The sequence below is a fragment of the Acinetobacter sp. YH12219 genome, assembly GCF_013417875.1.
GTDB lineage: Bacteria > Pseudomonadota > Gammaproteobacteria > Pseudomonadales > Moraxellaceae > Acinetobacter > Acinetobacter amyesii.
The window spans coordinates 1-5,700 of the sequence record NZ_VPDC01000046.1 but is presented as its reverse complement, the minus strand read 5'-3'; the positions used below and the strand labels follow the sequence as shown (position 1 = coordinate 5,700).

At 41.5% G+C, this 5,700-nt stretch carries 6 protein-coding genes; 2 read left to right on the top strand and 4 right to left on the bottom strand.

Going from position 1 to position 5,700, the window contains the following annotated elements; all coding sequences use genetic code 11:
* A partial coding sequence (locus tag FTV04_RS16260; RefSeq protein ID WP_180090397.1) for a type VI secretion system Vgr family protein occupies nt 1-1,416 on the bottom strand: 1,416 nt, incomplete at its 3' end.
* A gap of 134 nt (nt 1,417-1,550) precedes the next feature.
* Complete coding sequence (gene tusA, locus FTV04_RS16255) at nt 1,551-1,808, bottom strand: sulfurtransferase TusA (protein WP_180022606.1); 258 nt, start codon at nt 1,806-1,808, stop codon at nt 1,551-1,553.
* 200 nt (nt 1,809-2,008) lie between these two features.
* Between tusA and FTV04_RS16250 the strand changes: the two genes are divergently transcribed.
* Nucleotides 2,009-2,848 carry an HlyC/CorC family transporter gene (locus FTV04_RS16250; RefSeq protein WP_078189781.1) on the top strand — a complete coding sequence of 280 codons (840 nt, stop codon included), beginning with the start codon at nt 2,009-2,011 and terminating at the stop codon, nt 2,846-2,848.
* On the top strand, nt 2,845-4,404 hold the full coding sequence (lnt, locus tag FTV04_RS16245) for an apolipoprotein N-acyltransferase (protein WP_180090395.1): 1,560 nt from the start codon (nt 2,845-2,847) through the stop codon (nt 4,402-4,404). Before FTV04_RS16250 ends, lnt begins: the two co-directional genes overlap by 4 nt.
* A gap of 84 nt (nt 4,405-4,488) precedes the next feature.
* Here the strand turns inward: lnt and FTV04_RS16240 are convergent, their stop codons facing one another.
* Nucleotides 4,489-4,827: a tRNA-binding protein gene (locus FTV04_RS16240; RefSeq protein WP_180042366.1), complete on the bottom strand. Its 339-nt coding sequence runs from the start codon at nt 4,825-4,827 to the stop codon at nt 4,489-4,491.
* Nucleotides 4,828-5,077: 250 nt separating this feature from the next.
* Nucleotides 5,078-5,413, bottom strand: a complete 336-nt coding sequence (locus tag FTV04_RS16235) for a hypothetical protein (RefSeq protein ID WP_180090393.1) — start codon at nt 5,411-5,413, stop codon at nt 5,078-5,080.
* Between the last annotated feature and the right edge of the window lie 287 nt (nt 5,414-5,700).

The following is a 5,700-nucleotide window of genomic DNA, read 5'->3' as shown; positions in this document are numbered from 1 at the left end:
TCCACGGGTAAATAAAAAGCGGACTTTGATACGCCCCCATTCATCGACATGTATTTCTTCACCACTTGGCCCGACAACTTTAGCCCGTTGCGGATGGGTGCTTGGACGGTGTTCGAGTGGGTTATATTCAGGAACCGTCGCAATATTGCGGCGTTGTAATGTGAGCTGATTGGCCTGACGCTCGGCCTGTTCATGGATGGGTTTAATGTTCCACTGACTTTGTGCAATCAGTTGGTTGACTTGTTCAGAGAGGTCTTTAGGTAAGTTATTTTGGTTATAGAATTTTTTTTCTGTGATTAAAAATTGTTTGTCTGCACCACTGTGTTGATCTATTTCTGGGTGTTCATTCAATTCAAACCAATAACCCACTTGGGTATCACGCACGGTCGATTGTGCATTAAATTTTTTCGATTGCAGCTCGTGATAGCGCGTTAGGTTTTGATTCAGTTTTTCAATTTGGCTATTGGATGAAGCGGTAGCTTGGTCTTCGCCTTTTAAGTCTTGCATCCATGCAGGGCTGATATGCCATGCTTGTTCCAAACTTAAGCTGGCATTGTCTTGGCTTTGGCTATGCTGATGTTTGCTTTGAACTGAACCTGCGCCTTCTTCTTGGCTGAGTCCATCGGCTTGCCAGCGCTGTACGTGGACCGCAGTCGGCTGAATGCTGCGTTCACCAATCAAGCTGGTGATGCTGTCTAGTTTTTCTGTGGCGCTTGAGCGATGAAAGCGGATACTGCGGCGGCTGAGTGCTTGATATTGGCTATTGTCATCAATCAGGCGGAGTTTTTGTTTTTCAATTGGGGCTGAGGAATGTGGCACTTTCAGCTGTGCTTCATCGATGAGCCAGTTGATGCCTTCACTGCGCCAAAGTCGGGTCAGAAAGTCATAATCGCTTTCATTCGACTGCATGATGAAAGGCCGCACATCATAGTTCTGACTTAAACCGCTTAGATCAAGCGTTAGGCTGGCAGCAAAGAGCGGACTTTTGCTTTGCCATTCTTTAAAAAGAGTTTCACTGACATCGCGCACCGATTTGTTCATAAACACGCGGCTGTTGCGGCGCTTATGCCACAGTGAAGTTGCGTCTTCTAAACTGAGTTTATATAGGGTGAGTGAACCATCACTCTGCCCTTGGGCGGCCTCTGTAATAATACCCGTGGTACGGAAGAGTTCGCCCTGATCTGTCACTTGATCAACAGCAACTTGTACACCAATAAATTGTTTCAGCGGAATCAATGCATTGGTGGATAAGCAAATCAGGGTCGCTTGCAGGCCTTGGTTTAAGACATGCTCCCCATCAATACGTTGAATAAAAAGCTCGTCATTCAAAGCAGGATTGGAAAATTGCGCATGTATGGCACGCTTTTGAGCGGATAAGCCTAATTTTTCAAGTATAAGAGCAATCGAATTTAACATTTTAAAAGTCTGTTTTTTAAACTTTGTATAATTATGCAGCGAATGATATAGGCTAGCCATCAGACTTGACCAGCCTATTTTATTAATAAAAATGTAACATCTTAATAATTATTATTTTTTTACAATCTCTTAAATTAACCTTTCTGAACCAAATAATGGAATTCTTTATTTCCATTTTCATCAAGACATTCTTCTTGAAGCAAAAGCTCATGACCTAAATGCATACAAAATTTCGGAATATCCCAAGAGGTCGAATTATCTGTTGCAAAAACCTCAACAATATCGCCCGATTTTGATTTACGAATGGCTTGATGCAACATCATCACAGGCTCAGGGCAACGTAAGCCACGGGTGTTTAATTGAATTGATGGGGACACAGAAGGCTCAGACATTAGAAAACTCAGTATTAAAATCTAGGGCTATTTTAGCATAATCCTGACGACCGAATGTTAGCTTGAAAAATGCAGATGATAACGTCTTAAAATGACTTCATCGCTCATCATCTAGATCAACATTAACAATAGACAACTGTATTTTCTACGGTATGATAAAATCATCATTTATTAGATATTAAGAGTCTTTAGGAAAGATCATGCAAGAGGAATCCGGCCCGTCGTGGGGCATGCGCGGCTTACGTAAATGGCTGGGCACTGCACCAGAAACCCGTGACGAACTGTTGAAATTGGTACAAGATTCACGTCGCTTCTTAGAACCCGATACAGTTGCCATGCTCGAAGGGGTACTCGACTTACCTGCAACTAAAATCCGCGAGGTCATGACCCCCCGTACTGCGATGATCAGCTTGCAAGAAGATGATGAGCTATTAGATATTTTGCATGTACTTGTTGAATCTGCACACTCACGTTTCCCAGTCTTTTCCTCAGACCAGCCAGACAATGTTGTCGGTATTTTGTTGGCCAAAGATTTGTTGCCATTTTTGACAGAACCGACCACCAAAGTCGATATTCGTGCATTAATGCGTCAACCCTTATTTGTACCCGAGAGCGCGCGTTCTGACCAAGTTTTACGTATGTTGAAAAATACCCAAACCCATATCGCTGTAGTGATTGATGAATATGGCACAACTTCAGGCTTAGTCACTTTAGAGGACATTCTTGAAGAAATTGTGGGTGAAATTGAAGATGAACACGACAAAGTCGATGAAGAAGCTCAATTTATCATTCCAGATGAAGACCCACTCAGTGCAAATACATGGCTGGTTCAAGCACTTACACCAATTGAACATTTTAACAATCTTTTAGATGCTGATTTTTCAGATGATGAAGTAGAAACTGTGGGCGGCTTACTGCTACAAGAAATGGGCTTAGTCAGTGATTTACAAGGTCAAGTGATTGAACTTGAAAACTGGGAATTTACCATTTTGGAGGCAGATGCACGTACTATTCATCTGATCCGAGCTGTCCGTAAATGAGAACCTACTTTGATAAGCTGCTAAACCACTCACAACAAAAAAAACAGCTACCTTTCATCTATCCTTTGCTGATTGCATTATTTTCAGGTGCCATCTTCAGCTTGTCGCTGGCACCTTATCATTATTGGTGGTTGGCGATTTTATCTCCAGCCCTGCTGTATGCTTGCTTAAGTCAACGTGCACCTAAACAATCGTTTTTCATTGGTCTAGCTTATGGCTTTGGCTTATGGTTTGTCGGGGCTTTTTGGCTGTATACCTCGATCCATATCTATGGTCATACAAATTCAGCACTGAGTGTTTTGATGATTGCCATTATGGCGATTGTGATGGGGCTGTTTACTGCAGTTCAGAGTTGGCTCTACCGCCGCTTCTTTCCAGAAACCCCACTGACCTTTGCGCCACTGTGGGTGTTTTTCGAGTGGAGTAAAACTTGGGTCTTTACCGGTTTTCCATGGCTGTTTGCAGGTTATGCCTTTACTGAACGATTCCTCGATGGCTATGCACCCTTATTCGGGATCTTTGGGGTGTCTTTTGCGGTCATTGTATTGGCCTGCGCCTTGGTTGAAATCCTGCGTAAACGCATCTTTTGGATTGTTCCCTCTGCCCTTGTTTTGCTCGGTGCATGGGGTGCAGCGCAATTGCAATTTGTTCAGCCTAAAAATGAAAAACCGCTGAGTGTTTCCTTAATTCAAGGCAATATTCCACAAGATTTAAAATGGTTAACAGAATACCAAGCTCAAACCTTAATGAAATATGCGTCATTAAGTCGGACCGAATGGGGGCGTGATGTCATTGTTTGGCCGGAATCCTCCATTCCAATGTTCCAAACCGATATTGAGCCGTTTCTGGATGCGATGAAAGTCCAAGCCAATAAAACAGGGACGGCTTGGGTGACAGGTATTCCCTATTGGGATTTGGCAGAATCACAGCAAAACCAACACCCTATGTATTACAACACCATCATGGCAACTGGTGATGAATCTTCTGGTCTATACAAGAAGCAACGTCTAGTCCCCTTTGGTGAATACATTCCGCTTTCAGGGATGTTAAGTTGGGTACTACCTGCCCTACAAAATGACCCGTCGATGAGTGGCTTTTCACGTGGTGCAAACAACCAAAAGCCTTTAAATGTCAAAGGTCATGATTTAGGTGCAGCGATTTGCTATGAAGTGGCTTATCCCAACTTAACACGCCGTAATGCCAGTCAAAGTGACTATTTGGTGACTATTTCCAATGACGCTTGGTTTACTGGAACAGCGAGCCCACATCAGCACCTACAAATGGTTCAAATGCGTGCCAAAGAAAATGGCCGTTGGTTTATACGTGCAACCAATACTGGCATTACCGCCTTTATTGATCATAATGGTCACATTGTGAAACAGGCACCGATGGATAAAGATGCGGTACTTCGTGGTGATTTACCTGCCATGCAAGGCGAAACGCTTTACACTCGCTTAAGTGATTGGCCTGTGTTGATTTTCTCATTCTTGCTATTGGTTCTCGGTTGGATTTATCGACCGCGTAAAGTTGATATTTCTTTTAAATCACGCCGTTAATTCCTCTACAAAAGATCAAAAAAACCGAGCTTTGGCTCGGTTTTTTATTGATAAACTTTCAGGGTGCCAGTTCACCCTACTTTTTCAAAGTAACTTGGTGCCTAGGGGAATCTCTGTATCAGGCACACAAAGAGCAACATGCCCCTCTGCATTATGAAAACCTGTGACTAAACACTCTGACTGGATTGGACCAATTTGTTTTTTTGGAAAATTCACGACGGCAACGACCAATTTTCCCAATAGATTTTCCGGCTGATACAGCTGTGTAATTTGCGCACTGGATTTTTTAATGCCCAGTTCCTCTCCAAAATCCACATGAAGAATATACGCGGGTTTACGTGCTTGCTCAAAGACTTCAGCCTGCACAATTTTCCCCACACGTAATTCAACTTTCAAAAAATCTTGCCAATCGATCTGTTGCATTTTTCCCTCTTTCTTTTCTTTGTTGTACTTCATCTAACTATCTAAGATCTGATATGTAAAGATTATAAAAATTTCATTCAGGCTGACCATATGTGAAACAGACATTCGATGCGTCAAAACGGACAAAGCAAGGTTATGTTAGAGCGCGTACCATGTAGAAGTATACACTGATGTACGCTACGAACTGTTCATTAACACGAGACATAAAAAAACTGGAACAAGCTCCAGTTTTGAAGGTTTAATTTTGGGGTTATAACTGCGTAACTAAATAGGAAAGCATGGCAGCTAAAGATACCATTGGAATATATCGATAAAGACGAACAACCAGTTGTTCGATGGCAGATGCATGTTCTTGTTTTAAATTTGCCACAGTCGCTTTTAATGCAGACCAAAAACTTAAAGCCAGTAATGAACTTATTAAGCTGATGGCAAAGAAGCCCACCATAATTTGGCTACTGCCCTCAGTGCTTTGCCATAAATACACAATGCCTTGACTGATCGGCAGAATACTTAAAATCAAAAGAACAGATTTCAGCATAGACCAATGAAATTGGTTAATTTCATCCGTTAATAATAATGCTTTCATACTATCCTCCATGGCTAAAAAAGTACCATAAAAGATATTATGCTCGGTTTTATTTAAATGAAAAGCCTATATTTATTCATATTTTGCGATTATTGTAATCAATAAAATTGGGAATAATTCTTATTATAAATATCACATATTTTGCATTATGTTATTTAAAAGATCTCTTTCATAAATCAAAAAACGATCTTCTTTTTGGTTAATATTTGCACTCCGGATTTCTTAGCATTCGTGCATAATCTGCGGATGAAATACATCGATTCAAACAAGCTTTCTGATCCTCAGTT

What these genes read in the sequence shown, in the direction of transcription:
- tusA (WP_180022606.1), bottom strand. Translation starts at nt 1,808, where the DNA reads ATGTCTGAGCCTTCTGTGTCCCCATCAATTCAATTAAACACCCGTGGC.
- FTV04_RS16250 (WP_078189781.1), top strand. Translation starts at nt 2,009, where the DNA reads ATGCAAGAGGAATCCGGCCCGTCGTGGGGCATGCGCGGCTTACGTAAA.
- lnt (WP_180090395.1), top strand. Translation starts at nt 2,845, where the DNA reads ATGAGAACCTACTTTGATAAGCTGCTAAACCACTCACAACAAAAAAAA.
- FTV04_RS16240 (WP_180042366.1), bottom strand. Translation starts at nt 4,827, where the DNA reads ATGCAACAGATCGATTGGCAAGATTTTTTGAAAGTTGAATTACGTGTG.
- FTV04_RS16235 (WP_180090393.1), bottom strand. Translation starts at nt 5,413, where the DNA reads ATGAAAGCATTATTATTAACGGATGAAATTAACCAATTTCATTGGTCT.